23 protein-coding genes and 2 pseudogenes are annotated in these 23686 nt (G+C 71.2%); 8 read left to right on the forward strand and 17 right to left on the reverse strand.

Annotated elements, in window-relative coordinates; translation table 11 throughout:
- The 5 genes from ABT288_RS28005 to ABT288_RS28025 all read left to right on the forward strand — a co-directional run.
- Positions 1 to 1617: HAMP domain-containing protein (locus ABT288_RS28005; RefSeq protein ID WP_351613202.1), on the forward strand; the 1617-nt coding region annotated here is incomplete at its 5' end.
- A 14-nt stretch (positions 1618 to 1631) separates the two neighbouring features.
- A complete protein-coding gene (gene pgsB / locus ABT288_RS28010) occupies positions 1632 to 3095 on the forward strand; it encodes a poly-gamma-glutamate synthase PgsB (protein ID WP_351613205.1) in 1464 nt (487 codons plus the stop codon).
- Positions 3092 to 3574 carry a poly-gamma-glutamate biosynthesis protein PgsC/CapC gene (locus tag ABT288_RS28015; RefSeq protein WP_351613208.1) on the forward strand — a complete coding sequence of 161 codons (483 nt, stop codon included), beginning with the start codon at positions 3092 to 3094 and terminating at the stop codon, positions 3572 to 3574. The genes pgsB and ABT288_RS28015 overlap by 4 nt, the downstream gene beginning before the upstream one ends.
- 44 nt (positions 3575 to 3618) lie before the next feature.
- Positions 3619 to 4710 (forward strand): NlpC/P60 family protein, encoded by a 1092-nt coding sequence (locus tag ABT288_RS28020; protein ID WP_351613211.1) that lies wholly within the window; start codon positions 3619 to 3621, stop codon positions 4708 to 4710.
- A gap of 103 nt (positions 4711 to 4813) precedes the next feature.
- Positions 4814 to 6730 carry an ArnT family glycosyltransferase gene (locus ABT288_RS28025; protein WP_351613214.1) on the forward strand — a complete coding sequence of 639 codons (1917 nt, stop codon included), beginning with the start codon at positions 4814 to 4816 and terminating at the stop codon, positions 6728 to 6730.
- A gap of 39 nt (positions 6731 to 6769) precedes the next feature.
- On the opposite strand, the gene ABT288_RS28030 is transcribed toward ABT288_RS28025, so the two are convergent.
- The 8 genes and pseudogenes from ABT288_RS28030 to ABT288_RS28065 all read right to left on the reverse strand — a co-directional run bounded on the left by ABT288_RS28030 (position 6770) and on the right by ABT288_RS28065 (position 14136).
- Complete coding sequence (locus ABT288_RS28030) at positions 6770 to 7438, reverse strand: response regulator (RefSeq protein ID WP_351613217.1); 669 nt, start codon at positions 7436 to 7438, stop codon at positions 6770 to 6772.
- The gene (locus ABT288_RS28035; protein ID WP_351613220.1) at positions 7435 to 8718 is read right to left on the reverse strand and encodes a sensor histidine kinase; all 1284 of its coding nucleotides are present in this window, start codon (positions 8716 to 8718) and stop codon (positions 7435 to 7437) included. Before ABT288_RS28035 ends, ABT288_RS28030 begins: the two co-directional genes overlap by 4 nt.
- Before the next feature lie 45 nt (positions 8719 to 8763).
- Positions 8764 to 9615 (reverse strand): ABC-2 transporter permease, encoded by an 852-nt coding sequence (locus ABT288_RS28040; protein ID WP_351613223.1) that lies wholly within the window; start codon positions 9613 to 9615, stop codon positions 8764 to 8766.
- Positions 9612 to 10553 (reverse strand): ABC transporter ATP-binding protein, encoded by a 942-nt coding sequence (locus ABT288_RS28045; RefSeq protein WP_351613225.1) that lies wholly within the window; start codon positions 10551 to 10553, stop codon positions 9612 to 9614. Before ABT288_RS28045 ends, ABT288_RS28040 begins: the two co-directional genes overlap by 4 nt.
- Positions 10554 to 10746: 193 nt before the next feature.
- On the reverse strand, positions 10747 to 11691 hold the full coding sequence (locus ABT288_RS28050; RefSeq protein ID WP_351613228.1) for a sensor histidine kinase: 945 nt from the start codon (positions 11689 to 11691) through the stop codon (positions 10747 to 10749).
- Between the two features lie 157 nt (positions 11692 to 11848).
- A pseudogene (locus tag ABT288_RS28055) lies at positions 11849 to 12703 on the reverse strand (nitrate- and nitrite sensing domain-containing protein); the annotation flags it as partial.
- A gap of 243 nt (positions 12704 to 12946) precedes the next feature.
- The gene (locus ABT288_RS28060; RefSeq protein ID WP_351613231.1) at positions 12947 to 13174 is read right to left on the reverse strand and encodes a hypothetical protein; all 228 of its coding nucleotides are present in this window, start codon (positions 13172 to 13174) and stop codon (positions 12947 to 12949) included.
- 116 nt (positions 13175 to 13290) lie between these two features.
- Entirely contained in the window at positions 13291 to 14136 is an 846-nt protein-coding gene (locus ABT288_RS28065) for a TrmB family transcriptional regulator (RefSeq protein WP_351613234.1), read from the reverse strand.
- Between the two features lie 249 nt (positions 14137 to 14385).
- Here ABT288_RS28065 and ABT288_RS28070 point away from each other — a divergent pair, with 249 nt between their 5' ends.
- Positions 14386 to 15645 (forward strand): S53 family peptidase, encoded by a 1260-nt coding sequence (locus ABT288_RS28070; RefSeq protein WP_351613237.1) that lies wholly within the window; start codon positions 14386 to 14388, stop codon positions 15643 to 15645.
- A gap of 81 nt (positions 15646 to 15726) precedes the next feature.
- Here ABT288_RS28070 and ABT288_RS28075 read toward each other — a convergent pair whose 3' ends face one another.
- From ABT288_RS28075 to ABT288_RS28115, 9 genes and pseudogenes are all read right to left on the reverse strand, one after another.
- Positions 15727 to 16086: a PASTA domain-containing protein gene (locus ABT288_RS28075; protein ID WP_351613239.1), complete on the reverse strand. Its 360-nt coding sequence runs from the start codon at positions 16084 to 16086 to the stop codon at positions 15727 to 15729.
- A 432-nt stretch (positions 16087 to 16518) separates the two neighbouring features.
- The gene (locus tag ABT288_RS28080; protein WP_351613241.1) at positions 16519 to 17169 is read right to left on the reverse strand and encodes a contact-dependent growth inhibition system immunity protein; all 651 of its coding nucleotides are present in this window, start codon (positions 17167 to 17169) and stop codon (positions 16519 to 16521) included.
- A 16-nt stretch (positions 17170 to 17185) separates the two neighbouring features.
- Positions 17186 to 17485: an RNase A-like domain-containing protein gene (locus ABT288_RS28085; protein ID WP_351613244.1), complete on the reverse strand. Its 300-nt coding sequence runs from the start codon at positions 17483 to 17485 to the stop codon at positions 17186 to 17188.
- Between the two features lie 59 nt (positions 17486 to 17544).
- Positions 17545 to 18108: a hypothetical protein gene (locus ABT288_RS28090; RefSeq protein ID WP_351613246.1), complete on the reverse strand. Its 564-nt coding sequence runs from the start codon at positions 18106 to 18108 to the stop codon at positions 17545 to 17547.
- 17 nt (positions 18109 to 18125) lie between these two features.
- Complete coding sequence (locus ABT288_RS28095; RefSeq protein ID WP_351613247.1) at positions 18126 to 19745, reverse strand: RNase A-like domain-containing protein; 1620 nt, start codon at positions 19743 to 19745, stop codon at positions 18126 to 18128.
- A gap of 125 nt (positions 19746 to 19870) precedes the next feature.
- Positions 19871 to 20185 carry a WXG100 family type VII secretion target gene (locus ABT288_RS28100; protein WP_351613333.1) on the reverse strand — a complete coding sequence of 105 codons (315 nt, stop codon included), beginning with the start codon at positions 20183 to 20185 and terminating at the stop codon, positions 19871 to 19873.
- A gap of 78 nt (positions 20186 to 20263) precedes the next feature.
- A complete protein-coding gene (locus ABT288_RS28105) occupies positions 20264 to 20656 on the reverse strand; it encodes a WXG100 family type VII secretion target (RefSeq protein WP_351613250.1) in 393 nt (130 codons plus the stop codon).
- 281 nt (positions 20657 to 20937) lie between these two features.
- Positions 20938 to 21093: pseudogene (locus tag ABT288_RS28110) on the reverse strand (NUDIX hydrolase); the annotation flags it as partial.
- 266 nt (positions 21094 to 21359) lie between these two features.
- Positions 21360 to 21581, reverse strand: coding sequence for a GntR family transcriptional regulator (locus ABT288_RS28115; RefSeq protein WP_351613252.1), 222 nt, complete (start codon positions 21579 to 21581; stop codon positions 21360 to 21362).
- Between the two features lie 114 nt (positions 21582 to 21695).
- Between ABT288_RS28115 and ABT288_RS28120 the strand changes: the two genes are divergently transcribed.
- Together ABT288_RS28120 and ABT288_RS28125 are read left to right on the forward strand one after the other, a co-directional pair.
- The gene (locus tag ABT288_RS28120; protein ID WP_351613255.1) at positions 21696 to 22004 is read left to right on the forward strand and encodes a hypothetical protein; all 309 of its coding nucleotides are present in this window, start codon (positions 21696 to 21698) and stop codon (positions 22002 to 22004) included.
- Positions 22005 to 22555: 551 nt separating this feature from the next.
- A complete protein-coding gene (locus ABT288_RS28125) occupies positions 22556 to 23653 on the forward strand; it encodes a MerR family transcriptional regulator (protein ID WP_351613336.1) in 1098 nt (365 codons plus the stop codon).
- Positions 23654 to 23686 lie beyond the last annotated feature (33 nt).

Here is a 23686-nt window from a genome sequence, read left to right on the forward strand (position 1 = left end):
GCCGCCGACAGCGGTCTGCCCGCGGCGGCGGCCCGCGCCGCGAACGGGTCGGGGCGTGACACCGACGCCTCGGGAAGCATGCTGGGCGCCGCCACGGGCTCCCGGCGCACGGTGGCCGGCTGGGCCCAGGTCGCCTCGGCGACCGGTCCGGGCGACACCGACAGCCTCGGTCTGGTGGTGCTCACCTCGCGCGCCGTGCCCACCACGACCGCCGCCGCCGACTACTCGCGCTTCGCGCTCGAGGCCGCGGGGGCGCTGGCCGGGCTCGCGCTGCTGCTCGGGCTGGTGCTGCACTTCTTCGTGCAGCGTCCGCTGCTACGGCTGTACCTGTCCGCCGGCCGCCTGGCCCGGGGCGCGACCGAGGACGGGCCGGGCGCGCTGGAGGAGCTCTTCCGGCCGGTACCGGTGCACGGCTTCGGGGAACTGGCCCGGATCGGGCGGGCACTGGAGTCACTGCGCCTGCAACTGCTCGGCGAGAGCGGCCCGCAGGAGTTCCCGGCCCGGCGCGGACCGGGCTACCGGGCGCTGGCCGTGGCCGGCGTGGTGGTGGTGGCCTGCTGGGCGGTGCCGATGATCTTCATGCTGAACCGGGCGGACACCGCGACCGCGGTTCCGGTTCCGGTCCTCGCCGACCAGCAGGCGCGCACCCAGGTCGCGGCGAACCGGATCCGGCAGTCCCTCGACCAGTCGTACACCGACCTGAGCGACGTGGCGGCGGGTCTGCCCGGCCGGAACCGCGCCGCCCAGACCGAGGTTCTGCGGCGCACCCTGGCCGACCACAAGCAGTACCGCTCGCTGTATCTCCTGGACCGCTCGGGCGGCATCACGCTGAGGGTGGGCGACACACCGCTGCGCACCCTCGTCCATGTGCCCGACGGCGGCGGGATCACCACCGTCAACACCTCGGGCCGGATCCCGGCGATCGCCGCCTACGCCCAGGTCCGCGCCGTCAGGGGCAAGGCCCCGGCGGCCGGGGTGGTCCTGTTCGGCGAGATCGACGTGAAGGCGCTCAACTCCGTGCTGGCCAGGCCGAAACTGGGCAGCGTGTGGGTGACGAACGACGAGAACAAGGTGCTGGCGGCGAGCGTGGGCTACCGCGCCTTCCAGTCGCTGCCCGACTCCGGCCTGACCCGTCTGGCCCGCGGCACCCAGGGCGCCCCGGGTACCGCCGGCACCGCGATCTCCGCGGTGCTCTCCTCGTCCTCCGGCCCGTCGGTCGACGCGGCCGCGCCGCTGGCGCAGAGCGGCCCGACGGCCCGCCTCGGCTGGCACGTGGTGACCGCGGAGCCCGCGGCGGCGCTCCAGATCCCCGCGGTGCAGGCCGAGCAGCGCACCATGCTCGCCGGGATCCTGGGCCTCAGCCTGGGCGCGGCCTGCCTGGGCTGGCTGCACGTCGTGGTGATCCGGCCGCTGCGCGCGGTCGCCGTGCTCGTCGAGCGGCTCGCCGGCGGAGACCGCCGCACCGTGCTGCACCCGGTCAACCACGACGAGATCGGCTCCGTCACCCGCGGCCTGGAGCTGATGCGCCAGGCCCTCGCGGACCGCGACCGGGCGGCCAGGTCCGGCCACGCCGCCAGGGTCTCCGGATCCGTGCGCGAGAACACCCTCCAGCGGTAAAGGACGGAATCGGCATGCTCTTCCTCTATGTCATAGTCCTGCTGTCCTGTGCCGCGCTGTGGATCGCCGGAATCCTGGAGCAGCAGCGGCACTTCGCCTCGCTGGAGCAGATACCGACGCGGGTGCTGGTCAACGGCATCCGCGGCAAGAGTTCGATCACCCGGCTGTGCGCGGGCGCGCTGCGCGGCGGCGGCCTGGTCACGGTGGCCAAGACCACCGGCACCGCGGCCCGGTTCATCCACCCGGACGCCACCGAGGAGCCGGTGTACCGCAAGTTCGGGCTGTCCAACATCGTCGAGCAGATCGGCATCGTGCGGCGCGCGGCGACCTACCGGCCGGACGCGCTGGTGATCGAGTGCATGGCGGTGATGCCCGCGCTGCAGGAGATCAACCAGGAGAAGCTGATCCGCTCCACGATCGGCGTGCTGTGCAACGTCCGCGAGGACCACCTGGAGGAGATGGGTCCGACGCTGGACGACGTCGCCCGCTCCCTCTCCCGCTCGATGCCGGTGGGCGGGGTGTGCGTGACGGCGGAGAAGGACCGCTTCCACATCCTCCAGGAGGAGGCCGACGCCCGTAACTGCAAGCTGGTCTACGCCGACCCCGAGACGGTCACGGACGAGGAGCTGCGCGGCTTCAGCTGGTTCACCTTCAAGGAGAACGTGGCGATCGCGCTCACCGTCGCCGAACTGCTCGGCATCGACCGGCAGACCGCGATGCAGGGCATGTGGGACGCGCCGCCCGACCCGGGCGTGCTGTCGGTGGAGCGCTACGTCACCCCCGAGGGCAAGCGGCTGCGGTTCGCCAACGTCTTCGCGGCCAACGACCCCGAGTCGACGCTGATGAACGTCAAGCAGCTGGAGGACCTGGGCGCGATCAGACGGCCGCTGAGCGTCGTCATCAACTGCCGCCCGGACCGGGTGGAGCGCAACGGCCAGATGGGCGCGATCGTCTCCGACCTCGCCGCCGAGACGGTGTTCCTGATCGGCCACCCGACCAAGAGCGCCCGCGACGCGATCCCGGCCGGCTTCACCGGGCGGGTGGTCGACCTCGGCGGCGACCGCCGGGACCCGGAGGAGCTGACCGCGGCGATGCTCGCGGAACTCGGCCCGGCCTCCTCGCTGGTGGCGATCGGCAACATCCACGGCCAGGGCGAGCTGTTCCTGGAATGCCTCGCCGAGCTGCCGCTGGACGAATCCGAGGACCCGCTCGACGCCGTACCCGACGGCGACGGCCTGGACCAGGAGACCATGCAGATCGCCGTGTTCCGGCCGCGGATCGCGGTGGCCCGGCCGCCCGAGCCGGAGCCGTACAGCTGGGTGGCGCCGCTGGAGACACCGGCGTACGGCTTCCACATCCCGGAACAGCGCGAACTCGCCCACCGGTTCGCCGCCCGCCAGGGCCGGCCCGACGGCGAGCGCGCCGCAGCGGACCCGCACCACTCCTACGACCCGCACCAGCCCACGAGGAACCCGTGATCCCCGCCCACCTCACCGCACAGACCGCCGCGCTCGGGATCGCCCTCGGGCTGGTCTTCTCGCTCGTCTGTTATCTGACCACCAACCTCTCCCCCGGGGGGATGATCACCCCGGGCTGGATCGCCCTCACGCTCGTCACCGACGTGCAGATGGCCGGCCTGATGGTCGGCGTCGCGGCGCTCACGTACTTCGGGACGAAACTGCTGCAGCGCACGGTGATTCTCTACGGCAAGCGGCTGTTCGCCGCCGTGGTGCTGTGTGCGGTACTGATGCAGACCACCGTGATGCTCGCCCTCAACCACGAGTTCCCCCTGCTGTACACCTCGCAGACTCTTGGCTTCATCGTCCCCGGCCTGGTCTCCTACCAGATGGTCCGCCAGCCGCTGGCGGCCACGGTCATCTCGACCACGGCGGTGACGCTGGCCACCTACGTGGTGCTGATCTCCGGTCTGCTGATCGGCGTCATGCCCACCGGCTGACCTGCCCACCGCCCTCTCACCTCGCACTTCCAGGAGGATCGGCCATGCACTCCCAACCCGTCGGCAGAGGCAGCCGCCCGACCCGCCGCGCCGTGCTCGGGACGATCGCGGGCGTGGCGGCCGCCGGAGTTGCGGGCGGGTACGCCTGGGACCAGCTCGGGCACGACAGCGGCGGTGGCGACGACCTCGGCGGTACGGCAGCCGACGGCACGGACACCGGCCCGAGCGCCCGGCCCAGCGGGCCCCACACCTTCGAGCGGCTGTCCGCCCCCGACCGCACCGTGGTCCGTGCCGCCGACGGCGGCACGCTCGCCACGTTCACCGACGGCGCCCGTACGGCCGTACTCACCGGGCCCAACCGCACCTTCAGCGAGCCGCGGACCACCGAGGCCACGGTGACCACGGACGCCTGGGTGCGGGTGCTGCCGCACGAGTGGCAGCAGGGCATGGAGAAGTCCGCCTGGTTCAAGGGCTGGTTCCGCAAGGCGCTCGGCGACACCAGCCCGGACGTCTTCGCGGTGGCCTTCGAGTACTCGAGCGCCGGGGCGCCCGACAAGCACAACGCGTCCGGCGTGCGCTACGCGGGCACCGCCCACTTCGGCCCCCGCAACGCCAAGGTCAACAACCCGCTGGACTTCGCCTACCACGACGAACAGTCCGACTTCTACGACTATCTGGGCATTGACTGGACCTTCCCGGACGGCACGCGCGTGCAGCCGGAGCAGGCCCGCTACGGCGACGTCGACTGCTCCGGCTTCCAGCGTCTGGTGTGGGGCTACCGCATGGGCATCCCCCTGCACAACACCAACACCCGGGGCACCGGCCTGCCGCGCCGCGCCTTCGCCATCGCCGCCTACGGCCCCGGCCAGATCGTGATCCCGGACACCGGCGAACAGCCCACCGACCTGGGCGCCCTGCAACCCGGCGATCTGGTCTTCTTCGCCATCATCAAGGACCGGCCGCACTTCATCGACCACTGCGGCATGTACATGGGCCTCGACGACCAGGGCAGGCACCGCTTCTACTCCAGCCGCTCCGCCGCCAACGGCCCCACCCTGGGCGACCTGTCGGGCCGCTCACTGCTGGACGGCACCGACTTCTACGCCCGCGGCTTCCGGGCGGCCCGCCGCCTGTGACCCCGCCGCCCGATGCCCCCACCGCCTGTCCCCCCGCCGCCCGGTGATCCCGCCGCCTGTGCACCACCGCCTCACCTGACCTGCTGATCCGAGGACCACTGCCATGACCGCCATCCCCGCCGTCCAGCCCACCGGCGCGCACCGAGGCCGCCGGGCGGCGAACCGCCGCTCCGGCCCGCCGGAAGACGCCCCGCGCTGGGAGCGCCCGGCGCTCGCCGCGGTGCTGGCCGTCGCCACGGTGCTGTACTCCTGGGGCATCGGGCACGCCGCGCTCCACCCCTTCTACGGTGCGGCGATACGGTCGATGGCCGACAGCTGGCGGGCCTTCTTCTTCGGCGGGCTCGACGCCAGCGGTTCCATCACCATCGACAAACTGCCCGGCGCCTTCTGGCCCGACGCCGTCTGCGTCTGGCTCTTCGGCCCGCACACCTGGGCGGCCGCCCTTCCGCAGGTCGCCGAAGGCGTGCTCACCGTATGGCTGTTGCACCGGATCGTGCGGGCCTGGGCCGGGCCCTTCGCCGCGCTGGTCGCCGCGCTGACGCTCACCCTCACCCCGGTCACCGTGGTCCTCGCCCGGGCCACCATCCCGGACACCGCGCTCACTCTGCTGCTGGTGGCGGCCGCCGGAGCGCTGCAGAAGGCGGTGCGCACCGAGCGGCTGCTGCCGCTGATCACCTGCGGGGTCTGGGTCGGGCTCGCCTTCCAGACGAAGATGCTGCAGGCGTGGCTGGTACTGCCGGTCTTCGCCGCGGTCTACCAACTCGCCGCGCCCGGAAGCCGGTTGAACCGGGCCCTGCGCGTCCTGCTGGCCGGTGCGGTCGCCCTGGTGGTCTCCTGCTCCTGGGTGCTGATCGCCTGGGTGACTCCGGCCGCCAGCCGCCCGTACCTCGACGGCACGTCCAACAACGATCCGTTCACCCTGGTCTTCGGCTACAACGGACTGAGCCGCTTCGGCAGCGACTCCACCGCGTTCGGCGCCGTCGCGGGCACCGCCGCCAGCCGCACCACCGGCAACACCGGCTGGAACATGCTGATCAACCACAGCGTCGGCCCGCAGATCGCCTGGTTCCTGCCGCTCGCCGTGCTCGCCGCGGTCCTGGGCGTCCTCTGGCGCGCCGGGCAGCCGCGAACCGACCCCCTGCGCACGGGATTCGTGATGTGGGGCGGCTGGCTGGCCGTGCACGCCCTGGTGTTCAGCAGCTCCAACGGCAACCACGCCTACTACACGGCCGTCATCGCCCCGGCACTCGCCGCGCTGACCGGCGGCGGGCTCGCGCTCTTCCGGTCGGAGTACGAGTCGGGGTCCGCGCCGGGGTCCCGGCCGGACGGCCGGCGGCACCTGGCGCTGCCCGCGGCGATCGTGCTGACGACGGCGTGGGCGCTGGTGCTCGACTGGCCGACCCGATTCGTCTCCTGGTTGCTGCCGGTCGCCGTGATGCTCGCGCTGTGCGGCGCGGTGGGCCTGTGGACCCGCGGTCCGCGGACCTCCCCGCGGATGGTCCACGGCGCCCTCGCCGCCGGTATCGCGGCCACGCTGGTCGTACCGGCCGGCTGGGCCGCCTCCAGCCTCGACCCGCTCTACGCGGGCGCCGCCACCTCGCCGATGGCCGGTCCGGTCGGCAAGGCCTACCATCCCCGACACGCTCCGCGGGGGGTGGGGCTCGACCGGCCCAGCGCCCGCGACACCGCCCTGCTCGGCTACCTCACCACGCACCGGCACGGCGAGAAGTACCTGGTCGCCACGCAGGCCGCCTACACCGCCGAGCCCCTGCTGCGCGCGAAGTCCGAGCCCATCCTCGTCATGGGCGGCTTCACCGGCAACACCCCCTTCCCCACCGCCCAGCAGCTCGGCAGTCTCGTCAGCGCCCACCAGCTGCGCTACGCGCTGCTCACCACCGCGCGCCCCACCACTGCCGCCACCACCTGGGTGAAGGCCCACTGCACCCGCATCCGGCCCGCCGCCTACGGCCGCCGCACCGGCGGCACCTTCACCCTCTACGACTGCAGCCCCCAGAGGTGAGGGGGTGCCGAGGCGCCTGCCCGTGACCGGACGCGCCGCTCAGTCCGAGTGAGGCCGGGCCAGGCCGTGGTCGTAGGCGAAGATCACCGCCTGGATGCGGTCCCGGGCGCCGATCTTGGACAGGACGCGGCCGACATGCGTCTTCACCGTGGACTCCGACAGGACGAAACGCGTGGCGATCTCACCGTTGGTCCAGCCCTTGCCGATGGCGACGAGGATCTCGCGTTCGCGGTCGGTGAGGGCACTCAGGCGCGGATCCTCGGCGGAGCCGTTGCCGCCGGGCGGCACGAGACGGGCGAACTCGTGCAGCAGGCGGCGGGTGAGCGCGGGCGCGATCACCGCGTCACCGACGGCCACCGCGCGGATGCCGGCGAGGAGTTCCTCGGGGCGGGCGTCCTTGAGGAGGAAGCCGCTGGCTCCGGCGCGCAGGGCCGCGTGGACGTACTCGTCGAGGTCGAAGGTGGTCAGGACGAGGACGCGGGAACGGTCGCCGGCGGCGACGATACGGCGCGTGGCCTCGATGCCGTCCATGCCGGGCATGCGTACGTCCATGAGGACGACGTCCGGGCGCAGTTCGGCGGCCTTGCGCACGGCCTCGGCTCCGTGTGCGGCCTCCCCGACCACCTCCGTCTCGGGTACGGAGTCCAGAAGCATGCGAAAGCCGTACCGCTGCAGCGGCTGGTCGTCCACGAGGAGCACGGTGGTCACCGGGCACCGCCCCGGGGAGCGAGGTCGAGGGCGGCGCGCACCGTCCATCCCGGGCCCGCGGGACCCGCGCTGACGTGTCCGCCGTAGAGAGCCGCTCGTTCGCGCATGCCCACCAGACCGTGTCCTTCCTCGTTCGCCGTGCCGGGACGCTTCTCCGGTGCGGGTGGCCCGGAGTCCTGGACGGTGATGGTCAGCCGTGCGTCCTCCACGACGATCGCCAGGTTCGCACGGGCGCCCGCGCCGGCGTGTTTGAGGGTGTTCGTCAGGGCCTCCTGCACGATGCGGTAGACCGTGAGCTGCACCCCGCTGTCGAGGGCGTCGACGTCACCGGCCGTACGGTAGACGACCTCCAGGCCGGCCGCGCGCACCCCCTCGCACAGCGCGTCGATGTCCGTGAGCCCGGGCTGCGGGCTCAGTTCGGGCTCGCCCCGCGGGCCGTCCGCCTCACGCAGCACGCCGAGCACCCGCCGCAGTTCGCTCAGGGCCTGGCGACCGGTGTCGCCGATGAGGTGCAGGGCCTCCTTTCCCCGCTCCGGGGCGGCGGCGGTGGCGTAGGCGCCCGCGTCGGCGAGGGTGATGATGACGGACAGGTTGTGGCCGACGATGTCGTGCATCTCGCGGGCCACCCGCGTCCGCTCGGCCGCGACGGCGAGCCGGCCCCGCTGGTCGCGTTCGATCTCCAGGCGGGCCGCGCGGTCCCGCAGCCCGGCCAGCTGAGCCCGCCGGATACGGATCATCAGGCCGAGCGCGAGGGCCGCGGTCGCCGTGCTGAGCAGGAAGAAGAGCGCGTCCCAGACCGACACCGCCGCCGAGACGCGCGCCGCGACCAGGCCCAGCGCACCCGCCATGACCGCACAGGCCCAGGGCAGCTGCCGTAGCCGCCCGTGCAGGGCCAGGCTGTAGAGGGCGATGAACAGGGCGACGTCCGCGCGGAGCACGGCGCCGAGGGACCACTGGACGACGAACACGGCCGTGACGGCGCCGAAGGCCATGGCGGGCGCCCGCCGCCGCCACAGCAGCGGCAGCACCAGCCCGGCCTGCAGGACCAGCATGCCGAGCGTGGGCAGCCTGGTGAACGCGAGACGCAGGCGGCGCGGGCCGTCGCCGTCCCCATGGACCCCGTGCAGCAGGTCCGGCAGGCAGAACATCAGGAAGACCAGCACCACCACCGCGGTGTCCAGCACCCAGGGACGGTCCTGGTCGGCGTGCCGGAGCCGCTGGCCGGCCCGGCCGAGCCGGGCGACCAGCGGCCCCATCCCGCTGAGATCATCGGTGGTCACGGAATTCACCCGTCCATGATGCGGGTGCCGTCACCCGGAGGTCGCTCAGACGTCGCTGCGCAGCATCCGGTACGCCGCCCCGGCCAGCGCCAGTGCCGTCCAGCCGAGGAAGACCAGGAGCCCGGCGGAGGGCGACAGGGTGGTGGAGTCGTGGGTCAGCGCGAAGATCGACTCGCCCGCGTGGCTCGGCAGGTAGGGGTCGATGTCGCCCTGCCACGAGGTGGGCAGCAGGGAGACCAGTCCGGGCACCAGCATGAGGGCCGCGACCAGCACCGAGATGCCGCCCGCGACGGACCGCAGCAGCGCCCCGAGGGCGGTGCCGATCACGCCGACCAGGCCGAGGTAGAGCCCGGCGCCCAGCAGGCTGCGTACGACGCCGGCGTGGCCGAGGCCCAGGGCGGCGGGCGTGCCGGACACGATCCGGCTGCCGACGAGGAAGGCGACGAACGCGCCGACGGTCGCGACCACCAGGGCCACCAGTCCGTACACCGCCGCCTTGGACCACAGCACGGGCAGCCGGCGCGGTACGGCCGCGAGGGTCGAGCGGATCATGCCGGTGGAGTACTCGCCCGCCGTGACCAGCACGCCGAGCACGCCGAGGGCGAGCTGGGCGAAGTTCGTGCCGAAGAGGGACAGGCTCACGGCCGTCGCGGTGGCGAAGTCGCGGTCCATGTGCCGGCCGGAGTCGAGGTTGGACTTGTAGTGGCTCGCGGCGATGACGCCGAAGGCCACGAGGAACAGCAGGCCCAGACCGAGGGTGATCCAGGTGGACCGCAGGGACCAGAGCTTGGCCCACTCCGAGGCCAGCACGCGCCGTCCGGTCACCCGGTAGGCGGGGCGGGCCGGAGCCTGAGTGGCGGCCTCGGGGGTCTCGGGTGTCGCCGTGAGGGTGCTCATGCCGCGCTCCCGGAGGTGGTGTCGGTGCCGGTCGTGGAGCCGTGGTACTCCACGGCGTCCCGGGTCAGTTCCATGAATGCCTCCTCCAGCGACACCGCCTTCGTGGTCAGCTCGAACAGCGGGATCCCGTGCTCGGCCGCCTTCAGCCCGATCTCACGGGCGCTCATCCCGGTGACCTGCAGCTCCTCGGTGCCGACGCGGCCGGTGATGTCCACACCGGGCCCGGCCAGCACGTCCCGCAGCCGTGCCGGATCCTGTGTGGCGACCTTCACGGTGTCGCCGCCCGCCTCGCGGACCAGGTCCCGTACGGTCGTGTCGGCCAGCAGCCGTCCCCGGCCGACGATGATCAGGTGGTCCGCCACCAGGGCGACCTCGCTCATCAGGTGCGAGGAGACGAACACCGTGCGCCCCTCGGCCGCGAGGGAGGTGAGCAGGTTCCGGATCCAGAGGACGCCCTCGGGGTCCAGCCCGTTGACGGGCTCGTCCAGCATCACCGTCTGCGGATCGCCCAGCAGCGCGGCCGCGATGCCGAGCCGCTGCCCCATGCCGAGGGAGAAGGCACCGGCCCGCTTCTTCGCGACGCTGCCCAGACCGGCGAGCTCGACGACCTCGTCCACCCGGCGGCGCGGAATGCCGTGGGTCAGCGCGAGCGCACGGAGGTGGTTGTAGGCCGAGCGGCCCGGGTGGATCGACTTCGCCTCCAGGAGCGCCCCGACCTCCTGCAGCGGCGCCTGGTGGCGGGCGTAGCGGTGGCCGTTCACCGTGACGGAGCCGCTCGTCGGCGCGTCGAGTCCGACGATCATGCGCATCGTCGTGGACTTGCCCGCCCCGTTGGGGCCGAGGAATCCGGTCACCGTACCCGGCTTCACGGTGAAGTCCAGACCGTCGACGGCTGTCTTCTCCCCGTACCTCTTGGTGAGCTGCTGGGCCTCGATCATTCGCGTTCTCTCTCTCGCGGACTGCGGCGCCCGGCACGGCCGACGCCTCCTCCGCCACGCTAGGTCCGCGATCTGCCGGATCCGGTGGTACCGGGGACCGAAAACCGCCGGGCAGGTGGTACCGGGGTACTACGGCGGATCGCGGCCGCCCGTCATCAGGGCCGGCCCCAGGTGCGGTATGCCTCAGCGGTCCTCACGTGGCCGCCGCGGTCGTCGAGGCGTCCGGCTGCCGGACGAGGGCGGTGGGCAGGGCGACGTACGCCGTGACGCCCGAGCCCTCCGTGGGACGCAGTTCGACATGGGCCCCGAGGCGGCCGGCGAGGGCGCCGACGACGTGGTGGCCGAGGAACCGGGTGGGCGCGGCGAGCAGGGACCCGGCCCTGCCGGACAGCACGGCGTTGGCCTGGGACATGCGCTCTGCCGTCATTCCGATTCCGCGGTCGACCACCGCGAGGCAGTACTCGCCGCCGTCCCGCCAGCCGTACACCGCGACGGGCTGCTGCGGCGGACTGAACATCAGCGCGTTCTCCACCAACTCGGCCAGCAGGTGGGAGAGTTCGGCGACACAGTGCCCCCGGACGCGGCACGGCTCGATGTCGGTCACGGCGACCCGCTGGTACTGCTCCACCTCGGAGACGGCCGACTGCACCACCTCGGTGACCGTGACCGTGCCGGGCCGGCGGCGGGCCGGGGGCTCCTCGCCGGCCAGGACGAGCAGGGACTCGGCGTTGCGGCGCATGCGCGTCGCCAGATGGTCGAGCTCGAAGAGTTCGGCGAGGGCGTCCGGGTCGAGCTCCTGGCTCTCCAGGGTGGTGATCAGCCCGAGCTGCCGGCCGAGGAGCGCCTGGTTGCGGCGGCCGAGACTGGCCAGCGACTCGGTGCTGTTGCGGCGCAGGACGGCCTGCTCGGCGGCGAGGCCCACGGCGGTGCGCTCGACATTGCGCAGAGCGGCGACCAGCCGGGTGATCTCCCGTGCGGTGCCGGGGACTTCGGCCGCCTCGGGCTCCGCGGGCAGCGGGGTGCCGGGGTCGGCCTCCTGGATGTGCCTGACCACCTCCGGCAGCCTGGTGCCCGCGACCGCGTCCGCCTCGTCGGCCAGGGCGCCCAGGGGACGGGTGATGGAGCGGGCCGAGAACACCGCGAGCGCAGGCCACGGCGAGGATCAGCGCGCCCAGCGCCAGGAAGCCGGCGAGTTCCCGGGTGGCCGCGCCGCCGACCTGGTCGGCCCGTGCCCGTACGTCGTCACCGACCTGTTTCCGCACGCCGTGCAGAGCGTCGACGAGCGTCGTCATGTCGGCCCACCAGCGGGTGGGGTCGACGCCGAGGTGCGAGCCGTCGGCGCCCGCCTCGGCCTTGGCCTCGTACCCGGTGACGCGGCGGGCGGCCGGCGTTGCGAAGGCGCGGTCGAGGGACGACTGCTCGGCGCCGTCGGCGAGTTGGCGGTACTGGCCGAGGGCGGCGACCCGGGTGGCGCGGATGTCGGTGAAGTCGAGGTACTCCCCGGCACGGAACCGCCGGGCCGCGAACACGCCGTTCAGGGAGCCGCGTTCGAGGGCCACCGCCTCCGTGGCACGCGCCAGTGCCTGCAGCACCTGCACGCCCTGCGCGATACGGCGGTCGCCGTCGGGCGCGCCAGCGCCCTCGGCGTCGATCAGCGCGGTGACGGCCCCGGTGTAGAAGCGCAGGGTGGCGGTGCGGTCGGCCGTGCCGGTGTCGACGGCGGTACGGGTCGCGACGAGGCCGGCGAGCGGGAGCTGGGCCCGGCGTAAGGCGGAGGCCGCGGCCCCGGGCAGACCGTCGCTCTCCGCCGCGAGCGCCACCCTCAGGGACGTACGCGCGTCGTCGGTGCGCGCCCGCTGCGCGCGCACCTCGTCCCGGTACTGCTCGGCGCCGCTCAACAGGCCGTTGGTGAGACCCCGTTCGCGCTGGAGCTCTCGGACGAGGTCCTGCTCCCGCAGCAGGACGCCGACCCGGGACTCCGTGGCCCGCGCGGCGGAGAAGTCGTGGGCGCGGTCGGCGACGCCCAGCCCGGCGAGGGCGAGGAGCAGACAGGTGGGTACGGCGAGGACGATCGCCATACGGCCGCGGATGGAGCCCCAGCCGGGCATGCGGACGAAGTGGTCGGGTCTGCGGATTCGGTTCCCCCTCATGCACCGCGAGGCTGGAGGGAGCCCGCCCGGCGCCTCGTTTCCCGCTCGTAAGACATCGATTCACAGGTGCTCACCCGACGCCCGCAACGGCGGTGAGAGGGGTTGGCAAAGGCCCCGGACCGGTCACGGTCCGGGGCCTTCGCATCCACTACACACGTGAGGACAACTGGCCGCCGGCGGCCAGGCGGGCGGCGGGCCGGTGGCCCGGGCGCCGATACCCCGTTCGGTGAGCTGGGTGACCGGCTAGCACTTGGTGATCTGCGCGCCCGGATTTCCCTCGCCGTTCAGCAAGTTGCCGAGCACGCCGTTGGCGATGCCCACCTCACCCAGGATGTCGATGCACTCGCCGCGAGGCATGACCGCACCTTGGGCGGTGGCGGCGGTGGCTGCGGTGGTGGCGGCGCCGGTGGCTATGAAGCTCACGCTAGCGACAACCGCGGCCGCGACAGCGGCCTTGGAGAGCTTGCGCATGTGTCCTCCTTGGGTCGAGTGGAGCGCACCGAAAGATCCATAAAGCGCTCATTTCGGAGGCTAATCCGGTATGCACCACGGCGCTCATCGGCAGCGCCATCCGGAGTCCCCCGGGCTCACCCGGTCGTGTCGTACGGCTCCCCTGGCGTCAGGCCCGGCTCCGGTCCCCGCGCGGCGTCCTTCCACACCGTGTGGAAAGCCAGCCGCAGGCAGCCCGCCAGGGCCGGGTGTTCGATGAAGAGCGTGGTGGTGGAGCCGGCGCCGGCCACCGGGTCGGGCATGTCGCACAGGACGAGGGAGGCGTCGGCGATGACGAGTTTCAGGGGCAGTTCGGGGGCGAAACGGGCCTCCTCGCCCGCCGCGGCGAAGCGCCGTACGTGGTCCACCTGCTCGGGGTCGTCCAGGGCGTCGTCGAGGTAGATCGCGCGGACGGTGCCGCCCGAGCGGTGCAGCCGGTGGACCACCGCCAGGCCGTCCGCGTTCTCGGTCGGGGCGACGAAGGGCGGTTTGCAGAAGGTGAGCAGTTCGTGCCGCGCCTGCCGCTGGATGTCGGCGAAGCGTTCGGAGATCGCCTTGGGATCGCGCAGGATCTCGATGTAGTCCAGCGGGTCGGTGTGGTCCCGGCCCTGGGACCACAGGGGTTGGAGGAGGCCCGCCAGGTCCTGGGAGACCCGCTCCAGCCGGTCGACGGTCTCCCGCTGCGCGGCCATCAGGCGGGCCAGGGCCAGCTCGGGCGTGACGGCGGAGTAGGTCGCCACCCGCCCGGGGTGGGTGGTGGCCAGCTGGCGCCGTACGAGGGCGTCCAGCACGTCGTACACGCGCTGGCGCGGCACGTCGGCCTCCCGGGCCACCTCGGCGGCCGTGTAAGAACCACGCCTGATGAGGGTCAGGTAGACCCGCGCCTCGTAGCGGGCCAGGCCCAGCGACATCAGGTCGTTGATGGTTCCCTCTTCAAGCTCCATGGCTGCACAACGTACCGGGCGATGCCGAGGGTTGAGACCAAGGTTTTTACCAACTGGCTCTGTTCTCTTCGGCAAATTGTCCATAGCCTCATGTGTAGCCACCACTGACCAGGGTGGCAGCATCAGCAGGATGCCCGACTCGACTCCGCCCGGCCACCCCCCAACGGAAAGCGCTTGTCATGCTCATGGCATCACAGGCCTTCCGGCCGCCGGAGTGGAGCCACCCATCCCCCCACGGAGGGCAGTTCATTGCGTTCTCACCGCAGAAGGACCCTGATACGCCGCGGCGCGCCCGCGCTCCTGTCCGCAGCGGCTCTGATCACCGGCGGCCTCGCCGTAGCCGCACAGTCGTCGGCCTTCGCCACGACGACCACCGCATCGGCCGCGACCACCACGGCCTCCACGGTGCACACCCGCCCGCTGTGTTCGCAGCCCACCAAGCCCGGATACATGGCCTGCCAGGCGGTCGTCCGCACCGACCTCACGCCGCAGAAGTCCCTCGGCCGCCACGACACCCCCAAGGGCTTCGGACCGGCCGACCTCCAGGCCGCCTACAACCTGCCCAAGGACGGCGGCAAGGGCGCCACCGTCGCCATCGTCGACGCCAACGACGACCCGAACGCCGAGAAGGACCTGGCGGCCTACCGGTCCCAGTACGGCCTGCCGGAGTGCAGCACGAGCAACGGCTGCTTCAAGAAGACCGACCAGGACGGCGGCACCAACTACCCCGCGCCCGACGCCGGTTGGGCCGGCGAGATCTCCCTCGACGTCGACATGGTCAGCGCGGCCTGCCCGCAGTGCCACATCCTGCTCGTCGAGGCCAAGTCCGCGAACATGGACGACCTCGGCGCGGCCGTGAACCAGGCCGTCAAGCAGGGCGCCAAGTACGTCTCCAACAGCTACGGCGGCGGAGAGGAGGCCGCCGACACCCAGGCGGACGACAAGTACTTCAAGCACCCCGGCGTCGCCATCACCGTCAGCTCCGGTGACAGCGGCTACGGCACCGAGTACCCGGCCGCCTCGCAGTACGTGACGGCCGTCGGCGGCACCTCGCTCAAGAAGGACAGCAGCACCCGCGGCTGGTCCGAGTCGGTGTGGGGCACGTCCGCCGGCGGCGAGGGAGCGGGCTCGGGCTGCTCGCAGTTCGACGCCAAGCCGTCCTGGCAGAAGGACACCGACTGCGCCAAGCGCTCCGTCGCCGACGTCGCCGCCGTCGCCGACCCGGCCACCGGTCTCGCCGTCTACGACACCTACCAGGCCAGCGGCTGGAACGTGTACGGCGGCACCAGTGCCTCCTCACCGTTCATCGCCGGCGTCTACGCCCTCGCGGGCGCCCCGGGCACCGGTGACGTCCCGGCGTCCTACCCCTACGCCCACCCGGACAAGCTGAACGACGTCACCGACGGCTCCAACGGGTCCTGCGGCAACTACCTCTGCAAGGCGGGCAAGGGCTACGACGGCCCGACGGGGCTGGGCACCCCGAACGGCGTGGCCGCCTTCACCAAGTAACACACGAAGAACCGCACTCTCCGCTTCGCCCCGCCGGCCGTCCGGCGGGGCGAAGTGCTGTGCGCCGCCGCCCCACTTCGGCTAGAGCAGGTGGCCGTGATGACGCTCGCGCCACGTCGGCTTGCCCACGCCGAGCACGAGCACCTGCTTCACGCCGAGCCGCGCACCCGCCTTCACCGACTGGGTGTTCACGTCCCAGTTCGACGCCACCAGCACCACCACATGGTTACCGTCGTCCGCCCGCAGCTCGATCCGGCTCTTGGCCACACCGAGCCTCTCCAGCTGGTCCTCGGCCTTCGCGGCGTTCTTCCCGACCAGATCGGGCATCGTCACCGGGCCTGTCGCGACCGGCGTGGGCGCGCCCTTCCCGAACGTGCCGCACCCGGCCAGCGCCGGCACCACCGCGAGCATGAGCGCCGCGCCGCAGATGTACTTCCTCAAGTTCTACTCCCGGGCCTCGCAGTTCCGCCCCTGCGGTCTCGCCTACGTACGAAGATCCTAGGCAGCACAAGCAGCCTTCGGCGGCGGCCGTCCGGCTACCGGGCAGCGGGCATATTGCCGTCGCGCCAGTCGTTCACACGCTTTCGGATGCCGGCGGCCCGAGTGGTTCGACCGTTACTCCGCCCGGCCGGAGGAGACGCGCTTCCCCTCCCGCTGGGCGGCCCGCATGGCTCAAGGGGATCAGGTCGGCGCCGACGGGATCGGATGGCGGAGGCAGTCTGGGCCCCAGAATCGCCCGAGGGCCTGCGGGTCCTTCCCGCCCTTCGCAGCACTCCGGCCTGCTGGATGGATCCAGCAGGCCGAAGGACTCTCCCAACAGCGTCGGAGTCTGAACCGCCCCGGCTCGGGCTCTGCTCGTGCGAGCGGGGCGCGCTAAGTGAGACGTGCCGCCACCAGCGCGAGCCAGCCGCTCACGCCATACTCGCCCGGTGCCTCGATCTCCATGCCCAGCTCGGCGGCACCGACGGCGTACTCGCTCTCGTCGAGCCCGAGGGCCAGCAGTTCCCGGATCTCCCCCACCAGCTGCGCGACGAGCTGCCGGTCGGTCGTCGTGGCGTAGTCGTCCACCGCCGCGTCGTGCCCGTCGAACTCGTCGGGCATGTCCTGGGAGAACCAGCCGCCGAGGAACTGCCCGAGCTCGGGGAACCTGGCATGCCACTCCCAGTGCGTGTCCGGCTTCGCCGGAGCCGGGACCTGCCCCTCCTCGACGCTGCCCCGGATGTGGTCGGCGAGCAGCGTCAGCCAGTCCAGGATCTCCGCGTCGGCCAGACCCACGTCCGGCAGGGCGTAGAACTCGCCGAGCCGGACCCTCAGCCGCCCCGGCGGGGTGCGCGCGTACTCCCGCAGCTGCGTCTCGGCTGCGGCGAGCGCCCAGGGGCGGGTGTGCCAGGTATGCCGCAGATACGCGGTGAGGGCTGCGCTCGGCTCCTCCTCGGTGTCGTCGGCCGGCTGGCCGATGTAGGCGCGCAGGACCTGGTCCAGCTCGCCGTATCTGCGGTCGTGTTCAAGGGGGGTCAGCGCCACGGTCGGACCACTGCCTTCACAGGTAGACGGGGAAGCTGGCGTGCACGGCGAACCCGTGCGCGGCGGACGGCTCGCGGCGCAGCACGACCCGGGCGGCCCGTACGTCGACGGCTCCGCGCCCAGCCAGCATCATGGCCTGCAGCAGTACCCTGCCGACGGGCTCCTCCCGGGACGGCCAGGCCGCCTCGATCGTCAGCCGCCGCCGGGTGGACTGGGCCAGCCAGCGGTGGATGACCTGTTCGTTGCGGGTGACCACGTGCTGGGTCGCCCACTGGGCGGTTTCCCGGTCGGGGTAGGTGGCGGTGCGGGTGCGCACGGGGGCTTCTCCCTGGTATGCAGTACGGAGGATCTGGGCAGGCGGCGGATCGCATCACATCAGCGGAATGACCAGACCATCCCGACTTCCGTCTCCGACACGAGTACCAGGCCGAAGTCGAAGGTGCGCACGGAAAAGGAGCGCCAACGAGAAACCCGCTGGTAGTAGTCGCGGATATCGCTGCCGCGCCCGGTGTTCGCATAGAAGTGCGAGCCTTCAGGGAAGCGCGACAGAATGACGCGGGCGTTCGCTTCAAGGGCCTCCCTGCGCTCCTCAAAATCCGGTTCCTCTGTGACATCGATCCAGGGCGTGGACAGGGCCACGAGGAACCGTACGGCTTGAGAACGCGGGATCTCATACAGATAGGGCTTCCAGGCGTCCGCCGTCGCGACAGCCTCCGGAGGCATGACGAAGGGATAGGACGGTTCGTCGAGCCTTTCGAGTTCTCCCTCCCAATGGTCCACCGTGCGCCAGCCGCGAGCGTCGCGGGTGTCACCGCGCATCAGGGTGGCCAGGTCGAGCACCCAGTTCTCGTGCTCCCTGCTCGTCACCTTGGCAATGGTCGCCCTACGCTCGTACATGCCGATCGCATCGGCCCACGTCTGCTCGTCGAGTTCGCCCACGGCTATCTCCTCACTCATCATTTGGGCATGGACGTATAAACGACGAACGGCGGATTCAGGCTCGGTTCGTACTTGAGTACTGTCGAGACCCCGTGGGCGTCCTTCGGCGGCGTCACACAGTTATTCACCACTGCCGCCGTACGCCCCGTCACGACTGGAATCGCGTGATTCCCCGTGTCGACCGCTCCCACCGAGAATTCCTCTGTTTCACCCGGACCCGGAGGCCCTTTAAGCCATTTGTCGATCTCTGCCGAATTACATCGGATATTGTACTGCGTGTAATTCTGCGCCGATTCCAGATCGGTGAAGCTGGAAGCCGCCGGAATGTCCGGCACACCCATTCCGCTCGCCTGGTCCCGCAACCGCTGCGTCAGCTGCATATCCGTCAGACCGACATGCTTGTCGATACTGTGCCCACCATATAGCTCCTCCTCGGTCGCAAGATCGAGGCTGTACTTGTACGGAATCGGACTCTCCGGCCGCTGCCAGCTGTGTTCCTTCTTGAAGTCGTTGAGGGAGCGCGCTCCGTACCCCTCCGCGCGGGCCTCCTCCGCCACGAACGTGGGCACACTGAGCAGTGCCTCGTCCAGCTCGGCCTCCAGCGCCCCCAGCTTGGTGGCGGCGTCGCTGAAGGCCTGGTGGTACTTCTCGACCGCCGCGTTCGCGGCCCCCTCGTCCATGTGCGAGCGGAACTTCAGGACGATCTCGCCGAACACCATGGTCGCCGCGAGCCGCGTCAGTTCGCCCGGGTCGAGGTCGTCGGCCAGGTCCTTGGCCGTGGCTTTCGCCGCCTCTTTACCCAGCCGGGTGGTGGTCTCCCTGGTCGTGACCGCCACCCCGGCCAACGAGTCGAGCTCTTTCTGCACGGCGGTCGCCGTCTCTTGGAGGATGTCGATGATGGGACGCCGCTTCGCGGGCACGACCTTGCGGTCCGTCTTCCAGCTACGACCGATGGAGATGCGCTGCATCTGCTTGTCGTAGGTCCTGCCCCATTCGGTGGTGCCCCAGATGGTCTGGCAGAAGGCCTTCATGGCGCCCTGCCACTCGTCGTTGCCCTTGTTGTTGCTGATGAACTTGATGGCACCGTTGAATTCGTCGGACGCGCCCTTGGCGGCCTTCGCGGCCGCACCCCAGGCGGTGGCCATGTCCTTGAACTCCTCGTCCCGGCACCCAGGCGTGATCTCGTGCATCTTGCCGAGCCGGAGGCCGTGCTCGATGGCCGGCCGGATCACATCGGCGAGGAAGTCCGGGATCTCGCCGAGGATACCGGCGATCTCCGAGGAGTCCGCGTCCTTGCCCGTACCGGACCACTTGATGTCGTTGACCGGGCCGTACTTGGGCGGCTTCTCGATGACGACCGGGGGCGCGTTCGGGGGCGTCGGGGGGCCCTGCATCCTGCGGGCCTGCCAGTCGGCCTGGCGGTACTTGTTCGCCGTGTCCGTGAGACCGACGGCGACTCCGCCCACGCTGACCACACTCTTCGCCCAGAGCTGGAGGAACTTCTCGTTGATGGTCTTGTACGCCGCCGCGAAGGCGTCCGCGCCCCAGCCGGCGCCCGCCGACTGGCTGTACTGGTTCAGCACTTCGACCAGCGCCGTGGCGCCCTTGTCGTAGTCGAACTGCCCGTCACGCACCACGAGGGCGGTGTAGTACAGGTGCGGCGGCTGTACGTCGAATCCGCCGCCGCTCGTCTTGGGCGAGCGGGTCCGGGCCTCGGCCCGCTCCTTGCTGCGCTCCTCGTCGGTGGGCCGCCGCTCGGCCATCAGGCGCCGCCCCATCCCCGCAGCACCGCGCGGTGCGCGGCCGCGTACCCGCGATGGCCACTGGTCACGACCTCGTGCAGCCACTTGTGGGCCGCCTGCAGGTCCCTCGCCGAGGTGTCCCATTTGTCGAGCTCGCGGAGGAACACCTCTCGGGCCTCGCCCTGCCAGGACGCGACGACCGGCACGAGGCGCGTGTAGAGGTCGTCCAGTTGTCCGTTGAGCTGCTTGAGGATGTCGTCGAGCTCGACGGTCAGATGTTCCAACGTGCCGAACGAGACCGCTATGTACTCGTCTTCGCCGCTGCCGCCCTGCATGCTGCATTCCCCCGTTCCGGACGGCGGCATCGCCGCGCCGCCGTCCTCGATCACGTCGTTCGCTGACTACGGCTGGTGTCACAGCTGGTCGAGGCCGCTGCGCGGGCGCGTCGGCGGCGCCTCGGCAGGCGTGGACAGCTTGTCCGCCTCGCCCTCGACGTCGACCTTGACGGCACGCATGCGCGCCAGGACGTCGAGCTCCGTCTCGGTGAACCCGTCCCGGCTCAGCCGCACGGCCTCCTCGAGGTTCTTCATGACCTCGCGGATCCGGACGGCGTCCTCGGCGACCGAGCGGTGGAGCTTGCGGTACTCGACCGCCGCGGGCCCCTGCCAGCCCTCCTCGATCTCGTCGACGAGCCCGTCCATGCGCTCGACCTGCCGGGTCAGGTGCGCCTGCATGGTGTGGAGGTCGTCGGCCAGTTTGGTCAGATCCTCGTGCTTGGCCGCCAGGTCCTTCTTCCGGCCCACCACGCCCCCCGTTCCGCTCAGCCTCGGCTGCCTGCTACGTCTCCCGAGCCCCCAATCTAATCGAAGGCGGGTTCGAAAGGTGCAAGATTCACAGATCGGTCAGGGGCTCCAAACTCCCTGTCCCACAACAGCGTTGACATGCCTCCAAGAGCGCCGCGCCGGCGAAACGGAATGCTTCCACACCCCGGCGGGCACTTCTCTGTAACAGGCATCACCTGTGGCGAGAGCAACCGTGCTCCCTCTGTCCGGAGCCACGATCGCATTGTCCAAGGGTCCCGCCGAGCCTCGTCGTAGGCAAAGACGTGATGCGGGTTGGTGTACGTCCCGACGTTCTCGATGTGCATCGCACCACCAGGAAGCGCCCACTTGTCGTTGTCGCGCCGACGCTGAAGCAGGATGCGCCCGGCATCGTCGACGACGGCGGACGCCGCCGGCACCAGGCTGCCGGCGACGGAGGCGTTCGGGTCGTCCTCGAAGTCACGCCTGGCCGTGGCCTTCTCCTTCCCGCACCGGAGTGCCCCTTTTCCGGGTCTTCGAGGCTGAACGGTGCGTGCGCCGCGGGCCGCACGGCCGGGCCGACAGGCCAGGTCGGCGATTGGCGGATTTGGGCCAGCCCCGACGGCTCCGACCAGGTCTCACTGGGGTGCCGTCGTCCTGGGGGCATCGCGACGTCAGCGCTTGTCCACCACGTACACGCCCATGCCCGTCACCGTCTCCACGAGCCCTCGTCCTTCAGCACCTTCACGGCCTTGCGCAAGGTGTCGCGCGCTACGCCGAATTCGGCTTCCAGTGCCACAAGGCTTGGGATGCGGCGGCCGGGCGGGATGCTGCCGTTCTCGATGCGGGCGCGCAGAATCTCGGCAATCTGGCGGTACGGCGGGACTGGCCCTTCCCGGTCAATACTCATGATCGAGACACGGTAGTACACCTCCTCCAGGCTGCGGAAAGGCAAGCGCCCCGGCGAGGTTGTGGGACCTCCCGGGGCATGGCCACCAACTTCAAGGGAGTTGATGACAGTGAGCATTATCCACGCGTTACTGCGGTGGGTACTGGGCGTGTTCGTCCCCGGTACGGCACGCGCCGTACCGAGTGCAAGCCCGCCCTCGTGCCGGGCCCGGCGCGCAGGCCCGAGCCGTCCCGTACCCCTACCCCATGCCCCCCGGCCCACCGCTCCCCGTACGGACTGGTCACGCCGCTCGACGGCAGTGCGAACGCGGTCGTCCGCCCGTACCTCCACGAAAGCGAGCGCGAACAGGCAAGGCAGAGTCGGCGGCGACTGGCCCTGGTCCTGGCAGCCGACTTCGGCATCGACCTCGACCAGCACGTGATCGGCGCCGAGGCGGTGGCGTGATGGGGGCAACTGTGAAGCGGCCACAGGGCACAGGGAGCAAAGCGGCTACGTCGTGGCTGTCGGCTGAGTGCGCGCTCGCCCTCCGACCCGGCTACGAGGACCTCCACGGCGCCTGCCGCCAGTCGGCGGACGTACCACTACCCGGCGGCCTGAGCCTGCTGCTGATGCGTCGCTGCCCCTGCGCCTGCCACGCGCCGATTGCGGGAGGCGCGCGGTGAACGCCGGAAGCGCTGTCCTCGCTGCCGCACTGCACGGAACTGAGCAGACTCTCGCCCTGTGGCCCGCTCCCACGCCCTGTCATCGGGGTGGGACGGCATGCGGGGTGTCGCCCACCCCGTAGTCGGGCAGCGGCTGTCGTCATCAGTTCGGCCGACCCTGCCTGGCTGTGTCAGTTTCCGAGGGAGTCGTTTCGGAGCGACTTCGGGGGTCATTCTGGGGCGGGCAATCGTGATCAATGTCAGTGACCTTCGGTTCTTGCTGCCGTGAGTGAGGCTCTTGACCCTCACGTGGCGTCAGGCTGCAGAGTCGGTGCCGTGGAGGATCACTGGACCGTGGGACGCGTGGCCGAGCTGGCCGGCGTGAGCGTCCGCACGCTGCATCACTATGACGAGATCGGGCTCGTTCGGCCGTCGGCGCGGACCGCGGCCGGGTACCGGGCCTATTCGGCGGACGACGTGGAGCGGCTGCGGGAGGTGCTGGCCTATCGGCGGCTGGGCTTCGGGCTGCGGGAGATTGCGGAACTGGTCGGCGACCCGTCCACCGACACGGTCGCGCATCTGCGCCGGCTTCGCGGCCTGCTGCTGGAGCGGCGTGATCGCGCTGACGCCATGGTGGCGGCTATCGACAGGGAACTTGAGGCACGGGCGAAGGGGCTGAAGGTGACACCGGAGGAGCAGCTGGAGGTGCTCGGTGCACGGCTGTACGACGCGATCGGCGGCGCTTACACCGCGACACGGCGTACCGAGCCGCGAATCGCCGCGCAGATCTGGGACGCGCTCGGGGACGCGCAGACGGTGCTGAACGTCGGTGCAGGCACCGGCTCCTACGAGCCTGCCGATCGCGACGTGACCGCGGTGGAGCCATCGGCGGTCATGCGGGGTCAGCGGCCTGCCGGATCGGCGCCGTGCGTGGCCGCCGCCGCGGAGAGCCTGCCGTTCGAGGACCAGTCCTTCGACGTCGCGATGGCGGTCTCGACCGTGCACCACTGGGGGGACCCGATAGCGGGGCTGCGCGAGATGCGGCGCGTGGCCCGCCGCGTGGTGGTGCTCACGTTCGACACCGACGAGCCCGGATGGCAGGACCGGTTCTGGCTTACCCGCGACTACCTGCCCGAGTTCGCCGCCGTCCTCGCAGAATTTCCCTCGCTTGCTGGGATGGCTGACTCGATCGGCGCCCGCGTGGAGCCGGTACCCATCCCGTGGGACTGCGCTGACGGCCTGTTCGAGGCGTACTGGCGTAGGCCGGGGGCGTATCTGGAGGATCATGTGCGCCGTGCGACGTCAGTGTGGACGAGGGTCGGGCCGGAGGCCGAGCAGCGGGCGGTGCAGAGCCTCAGCGACGACCTCGACTCCGGCCGGTGGGCCAAGCGCAACAGCGACCTCGTCGACCTCGACGCGGCAGATCTCGGCCTCCGCCTGCTCATAGCTTGAAAGTGCGGACCGTGCAGCCCGGGATGGCTCCGG

The sequence above is a fragment of the Streptomyces sp. NPDC001093 genome (assembly GCF_040298985.1).
Lineage (GTDB): Bacteria > Actinomycetota > Actinomycetes > Streptomycetales > Streptomycetaceae > Streptomyces.

What these genes read in the sequence shown, in the direction of transcription:
- ABT288_RS28045 (WP_351613225.1), bottom strand. Translation starts at nt 10,553, where the DNA reads ATGATCGAGGCCCAGCAGCTCACCAAGAGGTACGGGGAGAAGACAGCC.
- ABT288_RS28100 (WP_351613333.1), bottom strand. Translation starts at nt 20,185, where the DNA reads ATGCAGGGCGGCAGCGGCGAAGACGAGTACATAGCGGTCTCGTTCGGC.
- pgsB (WP_351613205.1), top strand. Translation starts at nt 1,632, where the DNA reads ATGCTCTTCCTCTATGTCATAGTCCTGCTGTCCTGTGCCGCGCTGTGG.
- ABT288_RS28025 (WP_351613214.1), top strand. Translation starts at nt 4,814, where the DNA reads ATGACCGCCATCCCCGCCGTCCAGCCCACCGGCGCGCACCGAGGCCGC.
- ABT288_RS28060 (WP_351613231.1), bottom strand. Translation starts at nt 13,174, where the DNA reads ATGCGCAAGCTCTCCAAGGCCGCTGTCGCGGCCGCGGTTGTCGCTAGC.
- ABT288_RS28040 (WP_351613223.1), bottom strand. Translation starts at nt 9,615, where the DNA reads ATGAGCACCCTCACGGCGACACCCGAGACCCCCGAGGCCGCCACTCAG.
- ABT288_RS28020 (WP_351613211.1), top strand. Translation starts at nt 3,619, where the DNA reads ATGCACTCCCAACCCGTCGGCAGAGGCAGCCGCCCGACCCGCCGCGCC.
- ABT288_RS28065 (WP_351613234.1), bottom strand. Translation starts at nt 14,136, where the DNA reads ATGGAGCTTGAAGAGGGAACCATCAACGACCTGATGTCGCTGGGCCTG.